Source organism: Nioella sp., from assembly GCF_964229645.1.
In the GTDB taxonomy this organism is placed as follows: Bacteria; Pseudomonadota; Alphaproteobacteria; order Rhodobacterales; family Rhodobacteraceae; genus Nioella.
The window spans coordinates 1-21,970 of the sequence record NZ_CAXREX010000261.1; the positions used below are offsets into that span (position 1 = coordinate 1).

At 67.4% G+C, this 21,970-nt stretch carries 22 protein-coding genes and 1 pseudogene; 17 read left to right on the plus strand and 6 right to left on the minus strand.

Annotation, left to right across the window (positions count from 1 at the left end; genetic code table 11):
- Positions 1-466: pseudogene (locus ACEQXV_RS17255) on the plus strand (hypothetical protein); the annotation flags it as partial.
- Between the two features lie 68 nt (positions 467-534).
- Here the strand turns inward: ACEQXV_RS17255 and ACEQXV_RS17260 are convergent.
- Complete coding sequence (locus ACEQXV_RS17260) at positions 535-1,269, minus strand: hypothetical protein (protein WP_370270192.1); 735 nt, start codon at positions 1,267-1,269, stop codon at positions 535-537.
- 247 nt (positions 1,270-1,516) lie between these two features.
- Complete coding sequence (locus ACEQXV_RS17265; protein WP_370270193.1) at positions 1,517-1,813, minus strand: hypothetical protein; 297 nt, start codon at positions 1,811-1,813, stop codon at positions 1,517-1,519.
- Between the two features lie 264 nt (positions 1,814-2,077).
- Here ACEQXV_RS17265 and pyrC point away from each other — a divergent pair, with 264 nt between their 5' ends.
- The 13 genes from pyrC (at position 2,078) to ACEQXV_RS17330 (ending at position 14,301) form a co-directional block, all read left to right on the plus strand.
- A complete protein-coding gene (pyrC, locus tag ACEQXV_RS17270; protein ID WP_370270194.1) occupies positions 2,078-3,118 on the plus strand; it encodes a dihydroorotase in 1,041 nt (346 codons plus the stop codon).
- A 62-nt stretch (positions 3,119-3,180) separates the two neighbouring features.
- Complete coding sequence (locus ACEQXV_RS17275; protein ID WP_370270196.1) at positions 3,181-3,861, plus strand: orotate phosphoribosyltransferase; 681 nt, start codon at positions 3,181-3,183, stop codon at positions 3,859-3,861.
- Positions 3,862-4,022: 161 nt separating this feature from the next.
- Positions 4,023-5,519, plus strand: a complete 1,497-nt coding sequence (locus tag ACEQXV_RS17280) for a replicative DNA helicase (protein WP_370270197.1) — start codon at positions 4,023-4,025, stop codon at positions 5,517-5,519.
- A gap of 17 nt (positions 5,520-5,536) precedes the next feature.
- On the plus strand, positions 5,537-6,490 hold the full coding sequence (locus ACEQXV_RS17285; protein WP_370270198.1) for an isopenicillin N synthase family dioxygenase: 954 nt from the start codon (positions 5,537-5,539) through the stop codon (positions 6,488-6,490).
- A gap of 30 nt (positions 6,491-6,520) precedes the next feature.
- Positions 6,521-7,564, plus strand: a complete 1,044-nt coding sequence (alr, locus tag ACEQXV_RS17290; protein ID WP_370270200.1) for an alanine racemase — start codon at positions 6,521-6,523, stop codon at positions 7,562-7,564.
- Positions 7,561-8,343 (plus strand): MlaE family ABC transporter permease, encoded by a 783-nt coding sequence (locus tag ACEQXV_RS17295; protein ID WP_370270201.1) that lies wholly within the window; start codon positions 7,561-7,563, stop codon positions 8,341-8,343. The genes alr and ACEQXV_RS17295 overlap by 4 nt, the downstream gene beginning before the upstream one ends.
- Positions 8,340-9,086, plus strand: coding sequence for an ABC transporter ATP-binding protein (locus tag ACEQXV_RS17300; protein WP_370270202.1), 747 nt, complete (start codon positions 8,340-8,342; stop codon positions 9,084-9,086). Before ACEQXV_RS17295 ends, ACEQXV_RS17300 begins: the two co-directional genes overlap by 4 nt.
- 65 nt (positions 9,087-9,151) lie before the next feature.
- On the plus strand, positions 9,152-9,523 hold the full coding sequence (locus ACEQXV_RS17305; protein WP_370270204.1) for a hypothetical protein: 372 nt from the start codon (positions 9,152-9,154) through the stop codon (positions 9,521-9,523).
- 167 nt (positions 9,524-9,690) lie between these two features.
- Positions 9,691-10,149 carry a paraquat-inducible protein A gene (locus ACEQXV_RS17310; protein WP_370270205.1) on the plus strand — a complete coding sequence of 153 codons (459 nt, stop codon included), beginning with the start codon at positions 9,691-9,693 and terminating at the stop codon, positions 10,147-10,149.
- Positions 10,150-10,158: 9 nt separating this feature from the next.
- Complete coding sequence (radA, locus tag ACEQXV_RS17315) at positions 10,159-11,526, plus strand: DNA repair protein RadA (RefSeq protein WP_370270206.1); 1,368 nt, start codon at positions 10,159-10,161, stop codon at positions 11,524-11,526.
- Between the two features lie 30 nt (positions 11,527-11,556).
- The gene (locus ACEQXV_RS17320) at positions 11,557-12,123 is read left to right on the plus strand and encodes a CvpA family protein (RefSeq protein WP_370270208.1); all 567 of its coding nucleotides are present in this window, start codon (positions 11,557-11,559) and stop codon (positions 12,121-12,123) included.
- Between the two features lie 251 nt (positions 12,124-12,374).
- A complete protein-coding gene (purF, locus tag ACEQXV_RS17325) occupies positions 12,375-13,850 on the plus strand; it encodes an amidophosphoribosyltransferase (RefSeq protein ID WP_370270209.1) in 1,476 nt (491 codons plus the stop codon).
- A complete protein-coding gene (locus tag ACEQXV_RS17330) occupies positions 13,843-14,301 on the plus strand; it encodes a DUF1284 domain-containing protein (protein ID WP_370270210.1) in 459 nt (152 codons plus the stop codon). Before purF ends, ACEQXV_RS17330 begins: the two co-directional genes overlap by 8 nt.
- A 156-nt stretch (positions 14,302-14,457) precedes the next feature.
- Here ACEQXV_RS17330 and ACEQXV_RS17335 read toward each other — a convergent pair whose 3' ends face one another.
- Both ACEQXV_RS17335 and ACEQXV_RS17340 read right to left on the minus strand, forming a co-directional pair.
- Positions 14,458-15,546 (minus strand): DUF563 domain-containing protein, encoded by a 1,089-nt coding sequence (locus tag ACEQXV_RS17335; RefSeq protein ID WP_370270211.1) that lies wholly within the window; start codon positions 15,544-15,546, stop codon positions 14,458-14,460.
- Between the two features lie 117 nt (positions 15,547-15,663).
- On the minus strand, positions 15,664-16,263 hold the full coding sequence (locus tag ACEQXV_RS17340) for a biotin transporter BioY (protein WP_370270212.1): 600 nt from the start codon (positions 16,261-16,263) through the stop codon (positions 15,664-15,666).
- A gap of 140 nt (positions 16,264-16,403) precedes the next feature.
- Between ACEQXV_RS17340 and ACEQXV_RS17345 the strand changes: the two genes are divergently transcribed.
- Both ACEQXV_RS17345 and ACEQXV_RS17350 read left to right on the plus strand, forming a co-directional pair.
- Entirely contained in the window at positions 16,404-17,072 is a 669-nt protein-coding gene (locus ACEQXV_RS17345; RefSeq protein WP_370270214.1) for an SDR family NAD(P)-dependent oxidoreductase, read from the plus strand.
- 25 nt (positions 17,073-17,097) lie between these two features.
- Positions 17,098-18,309: an MFS transporter gene (locus ACEQXV_RS17350; protein ID WP_370270215.1), complete on the plus strand. Its 1,212-nt coding sequence runs from the start codon at positions 17,098-17,100 to the stop codon at positions 18,307-18,309.
- 20 nt (positions 18,310-18,329) lie between these two features.
- Here the strand turns inward: ACEQXV_RS17350 and ACEQXV_RS17355 are convergent, their stop codons facing one another.
- Positions 18,330-18,770: a cell division protein ZapA gene (locus ACEQXV_RS17355; RefSeq protein WP_370252738.1), complete on the minus strand. Its 441-nt coding sequence runs from the start codon at positions 18,768-18,770 to the stop codon at positions 18,330-18,332.
- A complete protein-coding gene (locus tag ACEQXV_RS17360; protein WP_370252737.1) occupies positions 18,763-19,563 on the minus strand; it encodes a hypothetical protein in 801 nt (266 codons plus the stop codon). Before ACEQXV_RS17360 ends, ACEQXV_RS17355 begins: the two co-directional genes overlap by 8 nt.
- Positions 19,564-19,839: 276 nt before the next feature.
- Here ACEQXV_RS17360 and tkt point away from each other — a divergent pair, with 276 nt between their 5' ends.
- Positions 19,840-21,855, plus strand: coding sequence for a transketolase (tkt, locus tag ACEQXV_RS17365; protein ID WP_370270216.1), 2,016 nt, complete (start codon positions 19,840-19,842; stop codon positions 21,853-21,855).
- The last annotated feature ends 115 nt before the right edge of the window (positions 21,856-21,970 follow it).

The following is a 21,970-nucleotide window of genomic DNA, read 5'->3' on the forward strand; positions in this document are numbered from 1 at the left end:
CTTCGAGATCCGCTTCCGCAATGCCTGGCGCAAGGATTTCAGCCACCATTTCGGCGATGCCGCCAAGTCGGTGGCAACGGCCGCGCAGGCCGTGATCGTCTATGATCCCTGCGAATTGCTGGATGCCGCGCATGCGGCGCAGTTCCGGGGCCGCAACGTGACCCGCCTTCGCTTTCGCGGCGGCGGTCGCAACCTGTTGCGGCTGCTGGAAAAAGGGGGAAATCTCGACCGGGTGCTGAAGGCCACGGCCAATGGCCGCATGACCCCGCTGCGCTTTTCCCAGATCACACGGCAACTGCGCCAGAGCCATCCCGACTATCTCAAGCGGCTGTTGCTGCGCGCCGAGGAACGCGGCGGCACGATGCTGCCGCTGATCGTCGCGCAACGGGGGCTTGCGGCCACCGGCGACGCCCATTTCGCCCGCGCGATGATGACGCTGGAGGCCGGCGGGCCGCCCTCGGCCTGATCCCTTCTTCCATCAAGATGAAACGCCCGCAGGGATGCTGCGGGCGTCTTGCTGTGCCTTTGGGCCGGTTACTTGTTGCCGCCCGGTGCCGGTGCGCCCGGAGGCGCGGCAGGCGTGGGATTGCCCGGCATGGGCTGGCCCATTCCGCCCCCGAAGATCAGGTTGCCCTCGTTATCCAGCATCGGCGGCTCGGTCGAGATCGCCATGGGCTGTTCAGGGGTGAAAGGCTCGCCTGCATCGGCCCCGCCGTGATAGATCGCGAAGCCCAGGCTCGGCAGGTAGGTCAGCCGGTCGAGGAAGGCCGCGCCATCGGTGCCCGTGGTGGTCACCAGCATCGGCCAGGCCTGGTAGGAACAATCACCGATCAGAAGGGTGATCTCGCCGTCCACCTGGACGGCCACGGTTTCCACGTTGGTGGTGCCGTCTTCATGCTGGCGCACGGTGCTGCCCGACCAGGTCTGCCCCGGGAAGAGCGTGGGCAGCGCATCGACCCCCACGGCATAGGTCGTGGTTTCCGAACTGCCCTGGACGATCCCGCCATAGCGGGTATCCCAGGATTGCAGCACGAAGGCGCCAGTAACCGAATGCACGCGGAAGCCGGTGCCATCGGTCAGGTAAACCTCGTCCTCGATCACGCTGCCATCGGCCAGCCTGTCGAAGCGGACGTAGAAATCATCGAAGCTCATGTAGACGCTGTCGCCTGTATCGCCCATTCCGGTCGGGCACTCTGCCAGAGCAGCGGAAGAGCCAAGCAGCAGCGCCGCGAGGCCAAGGGTGGTCTTGAAAAATGTCTTGATCGTCATGGCTGGAACCTCCGGTAATGTGAGATGCGGGCGGCAATCGGGTCCGCGCCCCGTTGACCGGGGGCTGGATGTTTACATGGCCCCTTGGCGCGGGATGACGCCAAGGCCTCGGGTGGCATTGTTGTCTGCAAATCCCTTCTTGACCAGCCCCGGTTGCGAAACAATGGCGCGCGGCTGTGCAAGTCGGCGGCGCACCGTCCCCCATGGGACGCGCACCGGGCTGCAAGGGTTCAAATTTTCGCGCCGATCAGTTGTCCTGGCGCGGGCCGGGGCGAATATGCACCTCGTTCAGGGCCGCCCACAGGCGCTTGCCAAAGAGCCCCAGGAAACCGCCCGCCAGAAGGGGCAGCGTCGACACCGTGGACAGGATCGCCGCCAGGATCGCCGCGACCGCAAGCAGGATCAGCAGCGCAAGCATGTCGTATTCGCTGCGCTCCACGGGGAAGCGCAGGTCAAAGACATCCTCGATCGCCTTTTGCACATGCGGCTTGGCCAGGGGTTCGCAATAGCCGGCCAGGAGGCCGAGGAGAAAGCTGAGAAACATCTTGCATGCCCGTTCGCGGAAAATTGCTTTGCAGGGGCAGCATAGATGGGGCGCAATCCTGTTGCACTGCGGCATCGCGCGGCGCGTCACGGATCGGCAAGCAGTTGCTCAAACTCGACGGGCGGACGCGCCTGCCAGGGTTTGCCCCCGCTCAGCAGCACCGGGGGCCAGATGGGTCCGGGGCGGTAGCTCAGCCGTTGCATCGGGCCTCCTCTTGGCGCTTTCCCTTTGCATGGGCCACCAATCCGGTGTAGCGCAAGCGCCATGACCGAAAGCCTGACGATCCGCCGCCCCGATGACTGGCACCTGCACCTGCGCGATGGCGCGATGCTGGCCGGAGTCCTGCCCGAAACCGCGCGCCATTTCGCCCGCGCGATCATCATGCCGAACCTGGTGCCGCCGGTCGTGACCGGAGCGCAGGCCGCCGCCTACCGAGACCGGATCCTCGCCGCGATCCCCGAGGGCATGACCTTCCAGCCGTTGATGACGCTCTACCTGACCGAAGAGACCGACCCCGCAGATGTCGCCGCCGCCCATGCCAGCGGACTGGTGACGGCGGTCAAGCTCTACCCGGCCGGGGCCACAACCAATTCCGCCTCGGGCGTCACCGATTTCGGCAAGGTTCAGGGCGTGCTGGAAAAGATGGCCGAAATCGGCCTGCCGCTCTGCATCCACGGCGAAGTGACCACCCAGGACGTGGATATCTTCGACCGCGAGCAGGTCTTTCTCGAGACCGTGCTCGATCCGCTCCGCCGCCGCATTCCGGGGCTGAAAGTGACGCTGGAACATGTCACCACCTCGCACGGGATCGACTACGTGGCGGGGGCCGAGGGCGATATCGCGGGCACGATCACGGCCCACCACCTGATGATCAACCGCAACCACATCCTCGTGGGCGGGATCAAGCCGCATTACTACTGCCTGCCGGTGGCCAAGCGGCGCGAGCACATGGAGGCGCTGCGCAAGGCCGCGACCTCGGGCAATCCGCGCTTCTTCCTCGGCACCGACAGCGCGCCGCATACCGACCCCAACAAGGAAAGCGCCTGCGGCTGCGCGGGCTGCTTCACCGCGACCAACTCCATGGCCTGCCTTGCCCATGTCTTCGAGGAGGAAGGCGCGCTCGACCGGCTCGAAGGTTTTGCCTCGCTCCATGGCCCCGCACGCTACGGGCTGGCCCCCAATGACGAGACCATCACGCTCGTGAAAGACGACCAGCCCGTCGCCTACCCCGCCAGGATTGACACCGGCGAGGGCCCCGTGACCGTCTTCGACCCCGGCCACCCGCTCTACTGGCGCGTTGCCTGACCCTTCTTCTTTGACCAAATACCCCCGCCGGAGGCATCCCGGCCAGCCACGAGAGACGACAGATGATCCCAGCCACCTACCCCGATCAGGCCACCATCGCCCAACTGACCGCGCGTATGCTGCTGGACATCAAGGCGGTGCATTTCAACGCCGAAACGCCCTTCGTGCACTCCAACGGCAAGGAAGCACCCACATACGTGGACTGCCGCAAGCTGATCAGCTTCCCGCGCATCCGCTCCACCTTGATGGATTTCCTGACCTGCACCGTGTTCCGCAACGCAGGGCTCGAGGCCTTCGACAATGTAGCGGGCGGCGAAACCGCGGGCATTCCCTTTGCTGCTTTTGTCGCTGAACGCATGGCGCTGCCCATGACCTATGTGCGCAAGAAGCCCAAGGGCTACGGCCGCGACGCGCAGATCGAAGGCCAGATGAACGAGGGCGACCGGGTTTTGCTGATCGAGGACCTGACCACCGATGGCGGCTCGAAGCTCAAGTTCGTCGACGCGATCCGAAAGACCGGCGCCACCTGCGGCCACACGGCGGTGATCTTCTACTACGGCATCTTCGAAGACACGGTGCCCAACCTGCGCGCGCACGGGGTGGAACTGCACTATCTCTGCACCTGGTGGGACGTGCTGGCCGAGGCGCGCCGGGCAGGCGATTTCGACGCCGCAACGCTCGACTCGGTCGAACGCTTCCTCAAGGATCCCGAGGCCTGGCGTGCAGCCCGCGCGAAGGGCTGATCAGGCACGCAAACCCTTGAAACCTAAGGATCGCGGGCATGGACATGCCCGCCCCACCGGCTTTTGCACAGGCTATCCACAGGATATCCAGATTGCCGCGCCCTGCCCGGATTTGCTATGCAACGAGCCTTAGGGACAACGAGAAAACGAGGGGAGCAGCGATGAACGAGATCAGCACCGTGGCAAACAACCTGCCGCAACCCGCTGAAACCGCTGACCTTCCTCAGAATGTCGAGGCCGAGCAGCAGCTGCTTGGCGCGATTCTCTCCTCCAACGATGTGCTCGACCGGGTCGAGGACCTGGTGAAGCCGGGTCATTTCTACGACCCCGTGCATGCCGAGATCTTCGAGCTCGCCTCCAAGCGCATCACCTCGGGCCTTCAGACCGACGCCACCACGCTCAAGAACTTCATGGCCGATCACGCCGGCCTGAAGGCGCTTGGCGGGGCGGAATACCTGTTGCGGTTGCAGCTCTCCGCCGTGGCCACCTCGGCCGCGCGTGATTACGCGCAGCTCATCCATGACCTCGCGCTGCGCCGGGCGCTGATCGACCTGGGCAAGTCGATTGCCGACAAGGCCACGGCCGTCCGCGATCACAGCTCGCCCGACGACCAGATCGTCGATGCCGAGGCGCAGCTCTTCCAGCTGGCCTCCAGCGGCACGGCCTCCAAGGGGTTCCAGAGCTTCCTGCGCGCGCTTACGGACGCGGTCGAGATGGCCAATGCCGCCTATAACCGCGGCGGCGGGCTGGCGGGCCTGTCCACCGGGCTTGTCGACATGGACAAGATGATGGGCGGGCTGCATCACTCGGACCTTCTGATCCTCGCCGGGCGCCCCTCCATGGGCAAGACCTCTCTGGCCACGAACGTCGCCTTCAACGTGGCAAAGGCGTTCAAGCGCGGCCCCAAGCCCGACGGGACCGAGGGCACGCTCTCGGGCGGGGTCGTGGGCTTCTTCAGCCTGGAAATGTCGGCCGCGCAGCTGGCGCAGCGGATTCTGTCGGAAGCCGCCGAAGTGCCCTCGGAACTGATCCGCAAGGGCGATCTCAACGAACAGGAGTTCCAGCGCTACCTGCGCGCTGCGCAGGAACTGGAAAACTGCCCGCTCTATATCGACGACACGCCGGCGCTGCCGATCAGCCAGGTCGCGGCCCGGGCCCGCCGCCTCAAGCGTTCGCGCCTCGGGCTCGACCTGCTGATCATCGACTACCTCCAGCTTCTGCGCGGCTCCGGTCGGTCCGAAAACCGGGTCAACGAGATCTCGGAGATCACCCAGGGCCTCAAGGCCATCGCGAAGGAGCTGAACATCCCGGTGATCGCGCTGTCGCAGCTCAGCCGCCAGGTGGAAAACCGCGAGGACAAGCGCCCGCAGCTGTCCGACCTTCGGGAATCGGGCTCGATCGAACAGGACGCCGACGTGGTGATGTTCGTCTACCGGGGCGAATACTACAAGGAACGCGAGAAACCGGGTGAAGAGAACCTCGAGGCCATGGCCAAGTGGCAGCAGGACATGGAACAGCTGCACGGCAAGGCCGAGGTCATTATCGGCAAGCAACGTCACGGCCCGGTCGGCACGGTCGAGCTTAGCTTCGATGGCCGCTTCACCAAGTTCGGCAACCTCGTCAAACCCTGGCAACAGGGCAGCGGCGGCGATTACTGACGTCCGGGCCGGGGATCATGGCGGAATTCACCGATATCCCCGTGCTCGACCTTGCCCCCCTGACCGAGGGGCGGGACACCACCGACCTGGCCCGCGCATTCGCCCGCGCCTATGGCGAGACGGGCTTCGGCTACGTGGTCAATCACGGCATTCCCGAGGAGCTGTGCGAGGGCATCTTTGACGCCTCCCGCCGCTTTCATGCCCTGCCCATGGCCGCGAAACAGGCGATTGCCGTCAACCGCAACCACCGCGGCTATATCGCGATCAACACCTCGACCGATGTGACGACCGATCTGGCCGAGGTCACCAGGCCCAACCAGTCCGCGAGCTTCATGATGATGCGCGAGGATGCGGCGCATGATCCGGGCGTCTACCTCTCGGGTCCCAACCGGTGGCCCGACCTGCCCGGCTTCCGCGACAGCTGCGAAGCCTATGCCCGTGCCATGAGCGGCCTTGGCGCACGGCTCATGCGGCTGGCTTTGCAGGCCATCGGGGTGACGGACGACACGATCCTGCGCGCCTTCGACACGCCCACCATCTGGCTCAGGCTGCTGCACTACCCACCGATGCCGCCGCAGGCGCCCGATGACCTCTACGGCTCTGCCCCGCACAAGGATTTCGGTTCCCTCACCCTTCTGGCGCAGGACGAGGTCGGTGGCTTGCAGGTAATGACGCCCGCAGGCCACTGGGTCGACGCCCCGCCAATGAAGGGGGCTTTCGTGGTCAATGTGGGTGACATGCTGCACCGGATGTCGAACGGGCGGCTTCTGTCCACGCCGCACAGGGTCATCAACCGCTCGGGCCGCGAACGCTATTCCTGCCCTTTTTTCTACGATCCGAACGTCAATACCACGATCGCCCCCCTGCCCGGCACAGGCGCGCCCGAATTTCCACCGCTCCTCTTTGCCGACTTCCTGCGCAGCGAGCTGGAAGCGGGCTATGACGCCCACAAGGACGCCAAGGGGGCTTGACCCGTCGCCCCCCGCGCGAAACAAGGCCACATGGCGACTGGAACTCTTCATATCGATCTTGATGCGGTCGCGGCCAACTGGGCCGCGCTCGACGCGAAAACCGCGGTGGAAACCGCTGCCGTGGTCAAGGCCGACGGCTATGGGCTGGACGCCGGGAAAGTGGCGCTGCGCCTGGCGCGGGCCGGCGTGCGCCGTTTCTTCGTGGCCACCGCCGAGGAAGGGGCCAGCCTGCGCACGGCGCTTGGGCAAGGCCCCGAGATAAATGTCTTTTCCGGCCACATGGCGGGCGACACCGCCCTGATCCGCGACGCGGGGCTTGTTCCGATGCTGAACAGCGCCGAACAGGTCACGCGCCACCGCGCCGCCCTACCGGGGGCCGGCTATGGCGTGCAGCTTGACAGCGGCATGAACCGGCTTGGCATGGAACCCGCCGAGTGGGCTGGCCTGCGCAGCGAACTGGAGGCCGGGCCGCTGACGCTGGTCATGAGCCACCTGGCCTGCGCCGATGAGCCCGATCACGCGCAGAACACCGCGCAACTGGCCGCCTTCACCGAGATGACCCAAGGCGTTGCCGCGCGCCGCAGCCTGTCGGCCACCGGCGGCATTCTTCTTGGGTCCGCCTACCACTTCGACCTCTGCCGCCCCGGCGTGGGGCTTTACGGCGGCTTCCCCTTCGAAGAGGCAACGCCCGTGCTGCGCCTGTCGCTGCCCGTGATCCAGGTGCGCGACCTCGCCCCCGGCGAAACCGTCGGCTATTCCGCCACGTGGACCGCCGCAAGACCCTCTAAAATTGCAACCCTGTCAGCAGGTTACGCGGATGGGCTCATCCGAAAAATGAGCGATGTGGCGCATCTGTGGGCCGGGGACACGCCCTGCAAGCTGGCGGGACGCGTATCGATGGACCTGCTGACCGTCGATGTGACCGACCTGCCCGAGCTGCCCGATCATCTCGACATTCTCGGGCCCCATCAGACTGTGGACCAGCTGGCAGACGCGGCCCAGACCATCGGCTATGAAATCCTGACCTCGCTCGGCCCCCGCTACGCGCGCCGATACAGCGGAGACGCGGCGTGATCCTGACCGCCCCCCTCGCGGCGCTCGGCCGCTCCACCCTCGCACTTCTGGCCTCGATCGGCCGGGTGGCGATCTACGCTGCCCAGGTGCTGCGCCATGTGCTGACGCCGCCGTGGTACCCGCGTGAATTTGCCATGCAGGTGCTGCAGATCGGCTGGCTGTCGCTTCCCGTGGTGGGGCTGACCGCGCTTTTCACCGGCGGCGCGCTGGCCTTGCAGATCTACGCGGGCGGGTCGCGCTTCAATGCCGAAACCGTGGTGCCCTCGATCGTCGCCATCGGCATCGCGCGCGAGCTTGGCCCGGTTCTGGGCGGGCTCATGGTGGCCGGACGCGTCGCCGCCGCCATCGCCGCCGAGATCGGCACGATGAAAGTGACCGAGCAGATCGATGCGCTGGTCACCTTGTCGACCAACCCGATGAAATACCTCACCGTGCCGCGCGTTCTGGCCGCCACGCTGACCCTGCCCGTTCTCGTGGCCGTGGGCGATTCCATCGGCATTTTCGGAGGCTACCTCGTGGGCACCACGCGGCTTGGCTTCAACCCGGCCAACTACCTGCACAATACCGCCGATTTCCTGGAAACATGGGACGTGGTCTCGGGTCTTATCAAGGGCGCGGTCTTCGGCTTCGTGGTGGCCCTGATGGGCTGCTATCACGGGATGCACTCGGGCCGGGGGGCGCGCGGCGTGGGCAAGGCCACCACCAATGCCGTGGTGTCGGCCTCGATCCTGATCCTGGCCACCAACTACCTGCTGACGGGGCTGTTTTTCACGTCATGATCGAGATCAGCGCCCTTCACAAAGCCTTCGGCCCCAACCACGTGTTGCAAAGCGTTGATCTGACGGTGGAAACCGGCACATCCACGGTGATCATCGGCGGATCGGGCACCGGGAAATCGGTGCTGCTGAAATGCATCCTCGGCTTGGTGAAGCCCGACAGCGGCACGATCCTGCTCGATGGCGAAGACGTGGCCCGCGCCGAGCGCGATGCCTTCCTCGCCAAGTTCGGCATGCTCTTCCAGGGCGGGGCGCTGTTCGACTCCATGCCCGTGTGGCAGAACGTGGCCTTCCGGCTCCTGCGCGGTTCACTGAAACGGTCCGCCGGAGAAGCCCGAGAGATCGCGGTGGAAAAACTGCGCCGCGTGGGCCTGACGCCCGACGTGGCCGACAAGTTCCCCGCAGAGCTTTCGGGCGGCATGCAGAAGCGCGTGGGGCTGGCTCGCGCCATCGCGGCCGAGCCGCAGGTCATCTTCTTCGATGAACCCACAACCGGGCTCGACCCGATCATGGCGGGCGTCATCAACGAGCTCATTCGCGAAATCGTGGTCGAGATGGGCGCCACCGCCATGACCATCACCCATGACATGAGCTCGGTGCGCGCCATCGCCGACCGGGTGGCGATGCTCCATGGCGGTGTCATTCGGTGGGAAGGCCCCGTGGCCGGGATGGACAGCGCCGATGACCCCTACCTGCGCCAGTTCATCACCGGCTCGGCGGAGGGGCCGATCGAGGCGGTGCGCTGACCTGCCCACTGGTGACCCGCACCCGCACGGCCTAGATCAGGACGCAGTCACAAGGAATGCCACGTATGGACCCTCTCGCCCTCGCCCTGCCGCTTGCCGTCTTTCTCCTCCTCTACGCCGCGATCACCGGGCTGAGCTGGCTGCGCCGCCTGGTGGGCGAAAAACTCAAGGCCCGCCGCAAGGGCATGGCGCTGAACCTGGTCCGGCGCGCAGCCCCCCCCGCGGCCGGCGGGATCATCCTCCTGATCGCGGGCGCTGTCCTGGGCCTGTCGGGCCAGGCGGCCCCGGCAGGCGTTCTGATCGGCGGCGGGCTGGCTTACGGCTTTCACCGCGGCCTGGCCGACCTCCACCGCCCCAACTGGCGCGAACTGGCGCTGCGCGCGGCGCTGACCCTGGCGATCGGACTCTTCCTCCTGTGGCAACTGGGCGCGCTGTGATCCTTACCAAGTCGTTACTCCCCGCCCATTAACCTTAACGCGCGCGCCCTGCCCGTCTTCTTTGTAAAAATACCCCGGGGAGCGCGAGGGGCTGGCCCCTCGCTCCCGCGGTCTGCGCTCCGCGCCACTGTCTTGCACTCGCGCACCGCTCGCCCCATCTGCCTGTCATGACCCGACTGACCCTCGCCGCGCTCAATCTCTCGCTTCTCGTCCTCTTTCCACTGGCCTGGATCGCGCCACTGATGCGGGCGGGGCTTCTGCCGCTGTTCGGACTGTCCGAGATCTCGGTCCTCTCGGGGATCGAGGCGCTTTGGCAGGAAGATATCCTGCTGGCGCTGGTCGTGGCGCTCTTTGCCATCGTGGCCCCGATCGTCAAGACGGCCGGTCTGGCGATGATCCATTTCCGGGCGGCCGACAGCCGCCTGGCGGGCCCGCTCACGGCGCTTGGCAAGCTCGCCATGGCCGACGTGTTCCTGATCGCGATCTATATCACGCTTGCCCGGGGCGTGGGCCTGGGCCGGGTAGAACCTGCCTGGGGTCTGTGGCTCTTTACCGGATGCGTCCTGGCTTCCTTCGCCATCTCGCTGGCCACCTCGGCACTGGCCAAGCGCGGGGCCTTCGGCTAAGCCGGGGGCATGGCCAAGCCGCTCACCCAGTTCACCTGCACCGCCTGCGGCGCCACCCACAAGAAGTGGGCCGGGCGCTGCGATGCCTGCGGGGAATGGAACACGATCGTCGAAGAGGCGCCGCTGTCGGCCGGGCCGGGCGCCAAGGCGCTTGGCGGGCGCAAGGGCAAGGGCATGGCGCTGACCGACCTCGCGACCGAGGAACACCCGCCCGAACGCGACGGATCGGGCATCGCGGAACTCGACCGGGTGCTTGGTGGCGGGCTGGTGGGGGCAAGCGCCACCCTTGTGGGTGGCGATCCTGGCATTGGCAAGTCGACGCTTCTTTTGCAGGCCGCCGCCAGTTTCGCGCGGGCGGGGCTCAAGGTCATCTATGTCTCGGGCGAGGAGGCGACCGCCCAAGTGCGCATGCGCGCACAGCGCCTCGGCCTCGCAGACAGCCCTGTCAAACTGGCCGCCGAAACCAACCTGCGCGAGATCCTGACAACGCTCGACGCCGAAAAGCCCGACCTTGCCATCATCGACTCGATCCAGACCATGTGGCTCGACACCGTGGACAGCGCGCCGGGATCGGTCAGCCAGGTCCGCGCCGCCGCGCATGAACTGGTGAGCTTCGCAAAGCGCAAAGGCGTCAGCGTGATGCTGGTGGGCCATGTCACCAAGGAAGGCCAGATCGCGGGCCCCCGCGTGGTCGAGCACATGGTCGATACGGTGCTCTATTTCGAGGGCGAGCGCGGCCACCAGTTCCGCATCCTTCGCAGCGTCAAGAACCGCTTCGGGCCTGCCGATGAAATCGGCGTCTTCGAAATGACGGGGGGCGGGCTGTCGGAAGTGCCGAACCCCTCGGCCTTGTTCCTGTCAGACCGCAATGAACGCGCGCCGGGCTCGGTGGTCTTCGCGGGCATCGAGGGCACGCGGCCCGTCCTGGTCGAGGTGCAGGCGCTGGTGGCGCCCTCTTCGCTCAGCCAGCCGCGCCGCGCGGTCGTGGGCTGGGATGGCGGGCGCCTGTCGATGATCCTGGCCGTGCTTGAGGCGCGGGTCGGCATCAGTTTCCAGGGACTCGATGTCTATCTCAACATCGCGGGCGGCATGCGCATCTCGGAACCGGCGGCCGACCTTGCCGTTGCGGCCGCGCTTCTGTCTGCGCGAGAGGACGCCGCCCTGCCCGCCACATGCGTGGTTTTCGGCGAATTGAGCCTGTCTGGCGCGCTCCGACCGGTGTCGCAGGCGGAAAACAGGTTGAAAGAAGCCCGGAAACTTGGTTTTTCGTCGGCAATCGCACCCGAAGGATGCAAAATCACCGATCGGGCTGATATGGATTTGAAACTGATGCCGGACCTTGCCCGGTTCACTGGTGATATATTCGGCGCGGGCTAAGCCCCGGGCCACAGGGAGACGAGTAAGAGAATGGAAGGCTTTACCATCTTCGACGGGGTCGTGGCCGGCGTGATCGTGATTTCCGCAATCCTGGCCTATTCGCGCGGCTTCGTGCGCGAGGCGCTGTCCATCGCGGGCTGGATCATTGCCGCCATCGTGGCCTTCCTGTTCGCGCCGCGCGCCAAGGAACTGATGTTCGAGATCCCCTACCTGGGCGATTTCCTGAACGGGTCCTGCGAGTTGGCGGTGATCGCGGCCTTCGCGGCGGTCTTTGCGGTGGCGCTCGTGGTGATCTCGCTCTTCACGCCGCTCTTTTCCTCTGCGGTCCAGCATTCCTCGATCGGCGGTGTCGATGCGGGGCTTGGCTTTCTCTTCGGGGTGGCGCGCGGTGTGCTGCTGATCGTCGTGGCGCTCATAGCCTATGACCGCGTGGTCGGCAACGAGCCGATCGCGATGATCTCCGACAGCCGCTCGGCCGAGATCTTCCAGGTCATGCAGACCCGGATCGAAGAGCAGATCCCCTCTGACGCGCCCGGCTGGATCGTGCAGCGCTACGAGGAACTGGTGAACAGCTGCGGCCCCGCGCCCGCGAACTGAGCGCGGGTCACGGGGGGCTATTCCCCAGACAGGACATCTTTCGAACGCGCGAAAGGCCGCATTCAGGCTGCTGCCGTCGCTGGCGCTGGCGGGCCTTGCCGCCCTAATGATCGCCCCCGGTCTCTTCTGAGACCGGGATCAAACCGCGACGGGTGGAAGAAATCGCGATTTCACATAACTGTCACAGGTGACTTATGCTGCCCGGGCGTCTATACGGGCGCGGAATCGGTAAACGCGGAGCCCTCCCCCCCATGCGTGACCTCGACAAGCCCTTCCTGAGCCATCCGTTCGATGACGACAAGCTCAAGGAGGAGTGCGGTGTCTTCGGTGTGATCGGTGTCACCGACGCAGCGAATTTCGTGGCCCTCGGCCTTCATGCCCTGCAGCATCGCGGCCAGGAAGCGGGGGGTATCGTGACCCACGACCCCGAGCAGGGTTTCAACTCGGCCCGGCGCTTCGGCTACGTGCGCGACAACTTCACCTCGGCCGACGTGATGGCCACGCTGCCCGGCCCCATCGGCATCGGCCACGTGCGCTATTCCACCGCCGGATCGAAGGGCAACACCGCGATCCGCGACGTGCAGCCCTTCTTCGGCGAGTTCGCCATGGGCGGCGCCGCGATTGCGCATAACGGCAATATCGTCAATGCCGAGGAGCTTCGGCGCGAACTTATCGGGCGCGGCTCGATCTTCCAAAGCTCGTCGGACAGCGAATGCATCATTCACCTGATGGCGCGCAGCTACCAGAAGACCATCCCCGAACGCATGAAAGACGCGCTGCGCCGGGTCGAGGGCGCCTTCTCGGTCGTTGCCATGACGCGCACCAAGCTCATCGGTGTGCGCGATCCGCTTGGCGTACGCCCGCTGGTTCTGGGCAAGGTCGGTGATGGCTGGGCGCTGAGCTCGGAAACCTGTGCGCTCGACATCATCGGCGCCGAATTCGTGCGCGAGATCGAACCGGGCGAGATGGTGGTGATCACTGCCGCCGGCGTCGAGAGCTTCCATCCGTTCGAACAGCGCCCCTCGCGCCCCTGCATCTTCGAGCATGTCTATTTCTCGCGCCCCGATTCCATTCTCGGGGGCCGGTCCGTCTACGAAACCCGCGAGGCAATCGGCCGCGAACTGGCCAAGGAAGCCCCGGTCGAGGCCGATCTTGTCTGCCCGGTGCCCGATAGCGGCACACCCGCGGCCATCGGCTTTTCGCTGCAATCGGGCATTCCCTACGCCATGGGGATCATCCGCAACCAGTATATGGGCCGGACCTTCATCGAGCCAACCGAGCAGATCCGCAACATGGGCGTGCGGCTGAAGCTCAACGTCAACCGGGCGCTCATTCGCGGCAAGCGGGTCATTCTCGTCGATGACAGCGTGGTGCGCGGCACCACCAGCCGAAAGATCAAGGAAATGATCCTCGATGCCGGGGCCGCCGAGGTCCATTTCCGCATCGCCAGCCCGCCAACCGCCTGGCCCTGTTTCTACGGTGTCGATACCCCGCAGCGTGAAAAGCTCCTGGCCGCGACCATGAGCGAAGAGGAAATGTGCCACCATCTCGGCGTGGACAGCCTCAAGTTCATTTCCCTCGACGGGCTGTATCGCGCTGTGGGCGAGGCCGAGGGCCGCAACCCCAAATGCCCGCGCTACTGCGATGCCTGCTTCTCGGGCGATTACCCGGTGAAGCCCACCGACGTGGTGAATGCCGGGCGGCTCACGCTCAAGGAAAATGCCTGAGGTCCGGGACGAAACGGCCCCGGCCCCTGTCCCGGCCCCGCTGCGCTTCCGGCCGCATCATTTTCTCTGCGCGCTTGGCTACGAGGGCAAGGGCTATTCCGATGCGTTCACCGCCAACATGACCGCTATCGTCGTGGACCGGCTGCGCGCGCCCGGTGGCGCGGATGTGATGATCGAGACCACCGGCGCGACCGACGACATCTGCACCCCCTGCCCCAAGCGGCGCGGACGGCTTTGCACGAACCAGGCCGCCATTGCCACGCTCGACCGCGCCCATGCCGCCGCGCTGCGGCTGAAACCGCGCGAACGGCTGACCTGGGGCGCGGCGCAGCAGCGCATCCTCGACAACGTGCCGCCGGGCAGCCTGGAGCGGCTCTGCGCCGGCTGCCAGTGGCTCGAGCTCGGCCTTTGCGAAGCGGCCCTGACCCGCCTGCACGCGTCCCGCGCCTGAAAAGCCCCGCGTGGCGCGTCGGCCCATCGGTCTGCGCCGTCCCTCTTCGCCCTTCCGTGGCAACTGCGCGTCAAGGAGTGCCCCCGCGCCCTGCGGGGGTCGACGCGGCGCGCGCCCCGGTCGGCCCGCGGAAGGCGGGCCGATCCCTGCCGGGCCTCACCCGATCCGCGCCAGCACCGCGTCGATATCGGCCTTCAGCGCATAGTGATAGCGGCCCGTCAGCCGCCGTGGCCATTGCCGCAGCCTTTGGACGGCCGGGATGTCAGCCCGAGGCAGCGGTCCTTCGAGGGCCAGCACATCGTGCCCGATCCCCCGCGCCGCCGACGCGAGCGCCATCCAGGGCTCGCGCACCGGGTCGGGGCGCAGTTCCAGAAGCCGGGCCCCCGGCGCCATGAAGACCATGTTGGCCAGCCCCGCGCCGCTGGCCCCGATCACCAGCCGCGCGCGCGCCATTGCCCTGGCCTGCGCGGCCACGCTCAGCCGTTCGGGTCTCAGCACCCGCACGCCGCGCGCGGCCAGCGCCCGCTCCAGGGCGCGCTCGTTCACCACGATACGGCCCGTGAAGCCCCGGCGCGAGAGATAGACCACCTCTTCGCCCCCGGCCCCGGCTCCGGCCTCGGCCCCGATCTCGGATCGCGCCGCATCGAACCGGGCCGCAAGCGCGGCAAAGAGACCGCCCGCCCGGTGCAGGTAGTAGTTGAGGCAATCGGTGTAGATCAGCTCGTCCACGCGGATCAGCGGGGCCCGGATGGTCGTGCCAGGGGACGCGGGCAAGCCTGCCAGCGCCCGCAATTCGCGCTGCCAGCGCGTCAGGCGCGGGTCAAGCGGCGGGTAGCGTGTCAGCAGTCCCCGTGCGTCCAGGGCCGCCAGCCCGGTCAGACCGTCGAAGATGAAATGCCCATAGTTGCGCGCGGCCCCGGCCCCGCACCAAAGCGCCGCGCGGGCGATCCGGGGCAAGGTCCCGGCCCGCGCGGCCCGGGCCTGTGTCCGGGCAATGGCGGCATCCGGCACCTGGGCTGCCGGCGCGAAAAGGGGCGTGTAAGACCGGCCATCCAGCACCAGCCCAAGCGCGGGCGCCACCACCACGTTGCGTGCATGAACCAGGACCACGTCGCCAGCCGGTCCCTGCGCGGGCTCCAGCATCATGACGGACAGCCCCGCCTCGGGGGGATTGCCCTCCGCAAGCCGCGCGGCAAGATCGTCGCGCATGCTGCCGATGACCCGCTCGATGATCCGCTCTGTCATGGTCGACCACCACCCTCGTCACACGCGTCAACAGCTAGCGCGCCACGCCCCCGCTGCCAAAGGAAAACGCCGCCCCGAAGGGCGGCGTTTCGATCCGTGTGACCTGTCGGCGCGGGATCAGCCGCGCGACAGCGCCTTCCAGCCGCCCGCGACCAGCAGGGCCGCGATGCCGGCCTTCACGGCGTCGCCCACGAGGAACGGTGCCATGAAATAGGTCCAGTAGTAGCTGGTGAACTCGTTGCCGATCCAGCTGGCCTCGACGCCGAAGGCGCCTGCGACGGCCATCGGCCAGGCCAGGCCAGGCACGTAGAGCAGCGCCGAGATGACGAGGCCCGCCAGCGCGGTGCCGGCAACGCCCTTGGCAATGCCGCGCTCGGCAGCCCAACCGGCAGCCCAGGCCATGGCCACGAAACCAAGCAGGAAGCCCGCGGTCGGACCGAAGAAGGCGGCACCGTTCATGCCGTTGGCGAAGACGGGCAGGCCCATGGCGCCCTCGGCGAGATAGGCCACCAGCGTCGCTGCGCCAAGGCGCGAGCCATAGGCGAAGCCCACCATCAGGATGGCCAGCGTTTGCAGGGTCATCGGAACCGGGAACATCGGCACCGAGATCTGGGCGGCAACTGCGATGAAGGCCGATCCGGCCAGCACCATCATCACCTGTCGGGCGAAGCTGCTGGTGCCGATCAGGGCCTGGCTCAGGGTCGTTTCGCGGCTCATGCGCGTCTCCTCATGCGTAGAATTTCCCCTTTGACGGTCGTTTTCCCTGCCCCCATGCGCAAAGTCAAGCGGCTAACGGGCCGCGCCCCATGTGCGAGCCCCCTTGCCAAGCCCGCGCAAACCCGCCATCACCCGCAGCCATGAACAGCAAAGCTCTCGACGGCCGGATCGCACTTGTCACCGGCGCTTCGCGCGGCCTTGGGGCCGCCTGTGCAGAATGGCTCGCCGCGCGCGGGGCCCATGTGGTTGCCGTGGCGCGCACCACCGGCGGGCTGGAAGAACTCGACGACCGCATACAGGCGGCAGGCGGCTCGGCGACGCTGGCCCCGATGGACGTGGCCAACGAGGCGGCGATGGCGCATCTGTGCCGCTCGATCCACGATCGGTGGGGCAAGGCCGATATCTGGGTTCATGCCGCGATCCATGCCACCGCGCTGACGCCGGCGGGCCAGATCCGCGAAAAGGATCTCGACGCCAACATCGCCACCAATATCCGCGCGACCGCCCGGCTCATCTCCATGGTGGGGCCGCTCATCGCGCCCTCGGACAAGGCCACCGCGATCTTCTTCGATGACGAGGGCGAGGCCATGTATGGCGGGGCTTATGCCATGTCGAAGGCCGCGCAGCGGGCGCTGGTGACACGCTGGCAGGCCGAAAGCGCCAAGCACGGGCCGCGCGTGGAACTGCTGTCGCCCAAGCCGATGCCAACGGCGGTGCGCGCCCGGTTCCATCCCGGCGAGCCGCGCGAAGGGCTGGCTCAACCCCGCGACGAGGCCGAGCGCCTGCTCGCGCCCCTCTTCGCGGGCTGAGCCGGGCCTTGGGCGCGCGGCGCGCATGACAGCGGGCCGCCCTGCCCAAAGCCCGCCGGGCTTCTGGACGCTGGTGGGGCTTACCGCGCTCGCCCCTCTCACGCTCAACATGATCCTGCCCTCGCTTCCGGCAATCTCGGCCGAGATGGGCGTGGATTATGGCACCGCGACCCTGGCCGTGGGGGCCTACCTGGCGCTGACCGCCTTCGTGCAGGTCATCGCGGGCCCCCTGTCGGACCGCTTCGGGCGGCGCCCCGTGGTGCTGACCTCGCTGGCCATATTCACCCTCGCCTCGGCGCTTTGCCTGTCTGCCGAGGGCTTTGCCGCCTTCCTGGGCGCGCGGCTGGCGCAGGGGGCGGTGATTTCCTGCTTCGCCATGGCGCTGGCGATCACCCGCGACATCTATCCGCGCGAAGAGGCCGCGGCGCGGATCGGGCTTCTGTCGATGGCGATGGCGGTGGCCCCGATGCTGGGACCGCTTCTGGGCGGGCTTCTGGATGCGGCCTTCGGCTGGCGCGCGATCTTCTGGGCCTACCTTGCGGCGGGGGCGGTGCTTTTCGGGCTGTGCTGGCATGACCTGGGCGAAACCGGCGCGCGCGCGGGTGGCGGCTTCCGGCAGATGGCGCGCGCTCTCGGAACGCTCCTTGGGTTGCCCCGCTTCTGGGCCTTCGCGCTGGCGATGATCTTTTCCACCGGGCTTTTCTACGTCTTCCTGGCCGGGGCGCCGCTGGTGGCCTCGCAGGTGTTCGGGCTTTCGCCCGCCTGGGTAGGGGTGGCCGTCGGATCGGTCACCGGCGGTTTCCTGGCGGGCAGCTTCCTGTCGGCGCGCCTGGCCGCACAGGTGGGTATCGCGCGGATGATCCTGGCCGGGCGTATCAGCGCCACGGCGGGGCTGGCGGTTGGGCTGGGCGCGGTGCTGGCCGGCATGGGCAATCTCGGCGTGGTTTTCGGTGCGACGCTCTTCGTGGGCATCGGCAACGGGCTCACCATGCCATCGACCCAGTCGGGCGCGATGTCGCTGCGCCCCGAGCTTGCGGGCAGCATCGCCGGGATCACCGGGGCGCTGGTGGTGGCAGGCGGCGCGGTGCTGAGCACGCTGACGGGCCAGGTTCTGGCCCCTGCCACGGCCGACCGCGATCTTCTGCTGATCCTCTTCCTGGCCAGCCTCGTCAGCCTTGCCGCCGCGCTGTGGCTTTGGCGGGACGACAGCAAAACGGCCCCCGAAGGGGCCGCCTGATCGGACATTCGCCGGGCCTCTCAGCCCTGGCTGTCATCCTCTTCAAGCTCCAGCGCCAGCGCCTCGGCGCGGGCGGCAAGCTCGGCCAGGCTATCCGTCACCGAAGACGGGATGACCGGGACAGAAACCTGTTCGGGGTCCGGCGGCGGGGCGGTCTCAAGGTCCGAGATGCGCCGCGCCCGGTCGGCCAGGCGCTGCTCCGCATCTGCCAGGGCCCGTTCACGCGCGGCAATGGTTTCCTGCGCCTTTTGCAGATCCTCTTCGAGCCCCGCGGTCTTGTCGGCCAGCATAAGCCCCGCCATCAGCAGCATGCGCTCTGACGGCATCCGGCCGATCTGGCCCAGGATCACGCTGGCCTCGGTGTCCAGCATCCGCGCCGCGGCTTGCAGGAAAGGCTCTTCGCCCGCCTGGCAGGCCACGGAAAAGGGGCGGCCCCCGATATGAATCTCGATCTCAGGCATCGGCGGCGCCTCCTTCCAGCACGGGGCGAATCTCGGACAGGATCGCGCGGGCTTCGGCGGCTTCCGAGGCGCGCTCGGCGCGCAGGCTTTCCAGCTCGGCCGCGAGGGCTGCGGTCACCAGGTCGCTGTCGGGGGCACCCTCGCCCGCGACCGCATCGCGCAATTCGTCGATCGTGTCGCGCAGGGCACGGTTGCTGTCGCGCAGGCGCGCCAGTTCGCCCGAGGCTTCGGGCGCGCTGCTGTCGACCAGCGCCTGCAACTGGTCGAGCTTGCCCTGCACCTCGTCCAGCTGTTCGGTGGCGGCGTTGCGCTCCTTGCGCATGGCCTTGAGTTCGTCGCGCAGGCGCACGATCCGGCGGCGCAGCACGTTTTCCACTTCGCGGTGGCGTTCGAGCTGGCTTTCGATGGCCTCGCTCGCAGCGTCATCACCCCCCGCGTCCGCCGGGGCGGCAAAGGCCCCTGCCCGCGCGCTGTCCAGTTCCTCGGTCAGGGCCGAGAGCTGGCGCGCCGCCTCGTCGGCATCGGCCTGCCTTGCGGCCTCGACCGCGCGCACGCGCTCGCGCAGCTCCGCATTGGCGCTTTGTTCGGTGTGAAGGGCGGCCTGGGTTTCCTCCAGCGCCGCGCTCAGCGCCTCCAGGCGCTCTTCCAGTTCACCGGTGGTTTCCCCGCTGCCCGCATCGCCCGGTGCCATGACCGCGCCCCGCGCGGCGACCCCGCGCGCAATCCGGTCGAGCGCCGTGGTGATGCGCTGTTCCAGCGCTGCGATCTGCTCCAGATCCGTGGTCTCGCTCATTCTCTGCCACGCCTCTTGTTGTCTTGCCGTCCGGGGGCGCGGGCCGGACCGGTCTTTAACGCGCCTTTGGCGAGGCCCGGCCTGCCCGCCGACCCTCGCCCATAGCGAATCGCATCCGGGGGCGTTTTGCAACCGTTTCCGGCCCTTGAGGGGCCGATTTGGCGGAAAGGCCGCGCATTTTCGCGCCCAGGGGGTGCGCGGCGTGCTTGCACTCTGTCCCCCCTCTGCTAAACCCCCGCGCGAGCCCGTTCACACGAACCTAGAAGGACGCGACCCTTGGATCTCTCCGCCCTCGCCGCCCAGAACCCCGCGCATTGGCGCAAGGCCACCTGCATCCGGGCCCTCACGCTCGACGCCGTCGCCGCCGCCAATTCCGGCCATTCCGGTATGCCCATGGGCATGGCCGATGTCGCCACCGTGCTGTTCGAGAAGCACCTCAAGTTCGACGCGAGCACTCCGCGCTGGCCCGACCGCGACCGCTTCATCCTGTCGGCGGGCCATGGCTCCATGCTGATCTATTCGCTGCTGCACCTCACCGGCTATGCCGACGTGACGCTGGAGCAGGTCAGGAACTTCCGCCAGTTGGGCGCGATCACCGCCGGCCATCCCGAGTTCGGCCATGTTTCGGGTGTCGAGACCACCACCGGCCCGCTTGGCCAGGGCATCGCCAATGCCGTGGGCTTCGCCATGGCCGAGGAAAACCTGCGCGCCCGGTGGGGCGCCAAGGTGATGGACCACTACACCTACTGCATCGCCGGGGACGGCTGCCTGATGGAAGGCATCAGCCAGGAAGCGATCGGCCTTGCCGGGCGGCACGAGCTGAGCCGCCTCATCGTGCTGTGGGACAACAACGACATCACCATCGACGGCAAGGTGAGCCTGTCGGACCGCACCGACCAGGTCGCGCGCTTCAAGGCGTCGGGCTGGGACGTATTCGAATGCGACGGCCATGCCCCCGAAGCGATCGACGCGGCCATCACCGCGGCCAAGGCCAGCCCGCGCCCGGCCATGATCGCCTGCAAGACCCATATCGCCATCGGTCACGCCGCGCAGGACACCTCCAAGGGCCATGGCGCGCTGACCGACGCCGCGCAGCTTCAGGCCGCCAAGGAGGCCTATGGCTGGGCCTATGGACCCTTCGAGATCCCTGCCGAGCTCAAGGCCGAATGGGAAGCCATCGGTGCCCGCGGCGCCGCAGCCCGCGAAGAATGGGAAGCGCGTGTGGCGATGCTGTCCAATGCCAAGCAGGCCGATTTCGTCCGCGCCTTTGCCGGCGACATGCCCAAGAAGCTCTCAGCCACCATCAAGGCCCTGAAGAAGCAGGTCTCGGAAACCGCGCCCAAGGTCGCGACCCGCAAGGCCAGCGAAATGGCGCTGGAGGTGATCAACCCCGTGGTCGGCGAGACCATCGGCGGCTCGGCCGACCTGACCGGCTCGAACAACACCAAGACCGGCGACATGGGCGTCTTCGACGTCGATAACCGCAAGGGCCGCTACGTCTATTACGGCATCCGCGAACACGCCATGGCCGCCGCGATGAACGGCATGGCCCTGCATGGCGGCGTGCGCCCCTATGGCGGCACCTTCTTCACCTTCACCGACTATGCCCGTCCCTCGATGCGCCTGTCGGCGCTGATGGGGATCTCGGTGCAATATGTCATGACCCACGACTCGATCGGCGTGGGCGAGGACGGGCCGACCCACCAGCCGGTGGAACACCTGGCGATGATGCGCGCGACCCCCAACATGCTGGTCTTCCGGCCCGCCGACGCGGTGGAAACCGCCGAGGCCTGGGAAGTGGCGCTGACCCAGAAGTCGACGCCCTCGACCCTGGCGCTGAGCCGCCAGAACCTGCCCACGGTGCGCACCGAGCACAAGACCGCCAACCTGGTCGAAAAAGGCGCCTACGTGCTGGCCGATGCGACCGGCAAGCGCCAGGCGATCCTGATGGCGACCGGGTCGGAAGTGTCCATCGCGATGGACGCCCGCGACATCCTTCAGGCCGAGGGGATCGGCGTGCGCGTGGTGTCGATGCCCTGCATGGAGCTCTTTGCCGCGCAGGACGCCGCCTATCGCAAGCGCGTGCTTCCCGGTGGCCCCGTCCGCGTGGCCGTCGAGGCCGCCGTGCGCCAGGGCTGGGACCAGTGGCTCCTTGGCGAGCGCGGCCGCGAGGCCAAGGCCGGGTTCGTCGGCATGTCGAGCTTTGGGACATCCGCCCCGGCAGGCGAGCTTTACGCGCATTTCGGCATCACCGCCGAGGCCGTGGCCGCCAAGGTGCGCGACCTGCTCTGATCGGAATGGAAGCGCGCCGGGGAGAGACCTTGGCGCAGTTTCTGCGTCGGCGCCGTCCCGGGATCCTTCCCGGGACGGCGTTTTTTCTGCGGGACGGTCGAGGTCTCGGCGCGCC

Excerpts from the sequence above, each read along its gene's own strand:
- ACEQXV_RS17345 (WP_370270214.1), top strand. The coding sequence starts at position 16,404 with ATGAACAGCAAAGCTCTCGACGGCCGGATCGCACTTGTCACCGGCGCT.
- ACEQXV_RS17300 (WP_370270202.1), top strand. The coding sequence starts at position 8,340 with ATGATCGAGATCAGCGCCCTTCACAAAGCCTTCGGCCCCAACCACGTG.
- ACEQXV_RS17350 (WP_370270215.1), top strand. The coding sequence starts at position 17,098 with ATGACAGCGGGCCGCCCTGCCCAAAGCCCGCCGGGCTTCTGGACGCTG.
- ACEQXV_RS17275 (WP_370270196.1), top strand. The coding sequence starts at position 3,181 with ATGATCCCAGCCACCTACCCCGATCAGGCCACCATCGCCCAACTGACC.
- purF (WP_370270209.1), top strand. The coding sequence starts at position 12,375 with ATGCGTGACCTCGACAAGCCCTTCCTGAGCCATCCGTTCGATGACGAC.
- ACEQXV_RS17360 (WP_370252737.1), bottom strand. The coding sequence starts at position 19,563 with ATGAGCGAGACCACGGATCTGGAGCAGATCGCAGCGCTGGAACAGCGC.
- ACEQXV_RS17310 (WP_370270205.1), top strand. The coding sequence starts at position 9,691 with ATGACCCGACTGACCCTCGCCGCGCTCAATCTCTCGCTTCTCGTCCTC.
- ACEQXV_RS17340 (WP_370270212.1), bottom strand. The coding sequence starts at position 16,263 with ATGAGCCGCGAAACGACCCTGAGCCAGGCCCTGATCGGCACCAGCAGC.
- ACEQXV_RS17355 (WP_370252738.1), bottom strand. The coding sequence starts at position 18,770 with ATGCCTGAGATCGAGATTCATATCGGGGGCCGCCCCTTTTCCGTGGCC.
- ACEQXV_RS17305 (WP_370270204.1), top strand. The coding sequence starts at position 9,152 with ATGGACCCTCTCGCCCTCGCCCTGCCGCTTGCCGTCTTTCTCCTCCTC.
- ACEQXV_RS17330 (WP_370270210.1), top strand. The coding sequence starts at position 13,843 with ATGCCTGAGGTCCGGGACGAAACGGCCCCGGCCCCTGTCCCGGCCCCG.
- ACEQXV_RS17280 (WP_370270197.1), top strand. The coding sequence starts at position 4,023 with ATGAACGAGATCAGCACCGTGGCAAACAACCTGCCGCAACCCGCTGAA.
- ACEQXV_RS17320 (WP_370270208.1), top strand. The coding sequence starts at position 11,557 with ATGGAAGGCTTTACCATCTTCGACGGGGTCGTGGCCGGCGTGATCGTG.
- ACEQXV_RS17285 (WP_370270198.1), top strand. The coding sequence starts at position 5,537 with ATGGCGGAATTCACCGATATCCCCGTGCTCGACCTTGCCCCCCTGACC.
- pyrC (WP_370270194.1), top strand. The coding sequence starts at position 2,078 with ATGACCGAAAGCCTGACGATCCGCCGCCCCGATGACTGGCACCTGCAC.
- radA (WP_370270206.1), top strand. The coding sequence starts at position 10,159 with ATGGCCAAGCCGCTCACCCAGTTCACCTGCACCGCCTGCGGCGCCACC.
- ACEQXV_RS17265 (WP_370270193.1), bottom strand. The coding sequence starts at position 1,813 with ATGTTTCTCAGCTTTCTCCTCGGCCTCCTGGCCGGCTATTGCGAACCC.
- alr (WP_370270200.1), top strand. The coding sequence starts at position 6,521 with ATGGCGACTGGAACTCTTCATATCGATCTTGATGCGGTCGCGGCCAAC.
- ACEQXV_RS17260 (WP_370270192.1), bottom strand. The coding sequence starts at position 1,269 with ATGACGATCAAGACATTTTTCAAGACCACCCTTGGCCTCGCGGCGCTG.
- ACEQXV_RS17335 (WP_370270211.1), bottom strand. The coding sequence starts at position 15,546 with ATGACAGAGCGGATCATCGAGCGGGTCATCGGCAGCATGCGCGACGAT.